The sequence below is a fragment of the Candidatus Nitrosotalea sp. FS genome, from assembly GCF_011319475.1.
Classification (GTDB): domain Archaea; phylum Thermoproteota; class Nitrososphaeria; order Nitrososphaerales; family Nitrosopumilaceae; genus Nitrosotalea.
The window spans coordinates 1-2,426 of record NZ_RCMC01000031.1 but is presented as its reverse complement, the minus strand read 5'-3'; the positions used below and the strand labels follow the sequence as shown (position 1 = coordinate 2,426).

3 protein-coding genes are annotated in these 2,426 nt (G+C 38.0%); all 3 read left to right on the top strand.

Annotated features, from left to right (window positions below; translation table 11 throughout):
• Positions 1 to 302: 302 nt before the first annotated feature.
• On the top strand, positions 303 to 638 hold a 336-nt coding region (locus DYY66_RS01545), incomplete at its 5' end, for an FIMAH domain-containing protein (RefSeq protein WP_218583563.1).
• Positions 639 to 814: 176 nt separating this feature from the next.
• Complete coding sequence (locus DYY66_RS01540) at positions 815 to 976, top strand: hypothetical protein (protein ID WP_166285607.1); 162 nt, start codon at positions 815 to 817, stop codon at positions 974 to 976.
• A gap of 592 nt (positions 977 to 1,568) precedes the next feature.
• Positions 1,569 to 2,426: alkaline phosphatase family protein (locus tag DYY66_RS01535; protein WP_255495976.1), on the top strand; the 858-nt coding region annotated here is incomplete at its 3' end.

The following is a 2,426-nucleotide window of genomic DNA, read 5'->3' as shown; positions in this document are numbered from 1 at the left end:
TACTGCAAAGAATCAACTTAACGCATTCATCAATGAGGTGAATGCACAAACAGGAAAGAAGATAAGTCAAACTCAGGCAATTCAATTGCTACAAGATGTACAAGATNTAACTCAAACTCAGGCAGCCCAATTGCTACAAGACGCACAAGATATCATAAATTCAATACCATAGATTTTTAAAATAAAAAATTAAGGAAAAGGAGTTTTGTAACAAGTCTTATAGGACTCAAACCTACGATTTTAAAATTGTAACCATCTTTGGCTGGCCTGTAATTACATACTGTCATCATTACTGAAAATCNTTTGGTTCTGATATTGTCACATGTATGGCTACAGATGACGCAGGAAATAATGCCATCAAAACTTTTACCATTACTGTACTAACACCAATCCAGGCAGACCAAAAACTTGTTAGCATTATTAATGGAATGAACCTCCCAGGCGGTGAAACAAACAGTCTTGATGCAAAACTTGGTGCTGCGCTTTCCTCATTGAATTCACATGGTAACAATACTGCAAAGAATCAACTTAACGCATTCATCAATGAAGTGAATGCACAAACCGGAAAGAAGATAACTCAAACTCAGGCAGCCCAATTGCTACAAGATGTACAATATATCATAAACTCCATATCCTAAAATAAAAAATTAGGAAAAGCAGTTTTGTAGCAAGTCTTACATGACTCGAACCTATGATTTTAAAATTGTAACCATCTTTAGATGAACTGTAATCACATTTTGTCATCATAATTGAAAACCTAGGTCTTGTTTAATAGTAAGAGATGATAAAATAATAAAGTAATATGACTAGGGACATGAGGGGAATTTGTGTCGAATGTGGATTTCAAGTCAGAGGGGACACACTAGACGATTTAGATGAGAGCTTTACATTACATTTTGAAAATGATGGCCATGATACCTACTACTTTGTAGATAAAGAAGGCAACAAAATAGAAAGAGATGTTTCTAAATTATAATATCATCTTTTAGCTAGATCGTAATTGTTTGTAATAAAAAATTAAAGAAAGGAGTTTTGCAGGTATTTAATTAGAATCTTAATTAACTTGATTTTAATACTTGATTTCTATGGATGCTTCTCATATCAGCCCATCAATTTTAATGGGCATAGTTGTAGTGACTATTGTTATTGGGGTAACTCTTGGCTTTTTTGCCTACCAATCTAGTAAAAACAGAAAGAAGAAGAAAACTCGCCGTTCATAAATTTCTACCAATCGATGGGCAACATCAAGAAAAATAAAAGTAGTATGTATCGTACAACTACAAATTTGTAGTGAGCCTTTACATAAAATGGCATAAGCTAGATGAATTTCGGNATTTGTAGCAAGCCTTTACATAAAATGGCATAAGCTACGTGGTTGACTACAAACACTTCTCAAACTTTTATTTTTCATAATCTTGTCTGAAAATTCTAGGCCATAGATGAATTTTGACTTAATATCATTTGACAACATAAACACTAAATGACTAGAACAATAATCATAGAGGATAAATGCCAACATGATCTATTTGCATAATTGACAAATTGACAAATTGTCATTCTGCTTTACAATGACAAAAATTCTAACAACAACAATAATTGGACTTCTTATAACATCTATGCTGATTTTACCATCGTATGCAATGGACGAATCGGCAGATAAAAGCCGAGTTAAGCATGTGTTGCTGATCTCTGTGGATGGACTGCATCAATCTGACCTCAAATGGTATGTCGATAATCATCCAAACTCCGAACTTGCCAAGATGGTCCAGGGCGGTGCAGAGTTTACAAATGCACACACCTCTGATCCGTCGGACTCTGATCCAGGCGGCACAGCGCTAATGACAGGAGGCGATCCGCGCGCAACTGGCATCTACTATGATGTTTCGTACAACCATGCCACATATGAGGCAGGTACAACATCGTGTCATGGTCAGCCAACAGGTGGTGACGTCATCTACGACTCACCTGATGACATAAACGTGACTAGGATAGATGCAGGACAGAACATCCCAGGAATCGATGCAAATCCAGCATTGATCATGGACATGACAGGAAATCCGCAGACTGTAATTGTACCATCGACGTTACCAGTCGACCCAACTACTTGCCAACCGATCTTCCAGCATTCTTACCTTAAAGTAAATACAATGTTTGAAGTCGCAAAGGCTGCAGGTCTGAGAACCGCGTGGTCTGACAAGCATCCTGTGTACGAGTCATTCAACGGTCCATCCGGCCATGGAATTGACGATCTGTTCACACCTGAGATCGACTCAAACGCAGTCGAGCCAAATGGTCAACCATATCCAGGTGGAATCGCGTGGAAAGATAATGATGCATCAACCAAGCAGTACGACGGTTACAAGGTGCAGGCTATACTCAATGAGATCGATGGCTACGACCACAGTGGCAAGAACAATGTCGGTGTA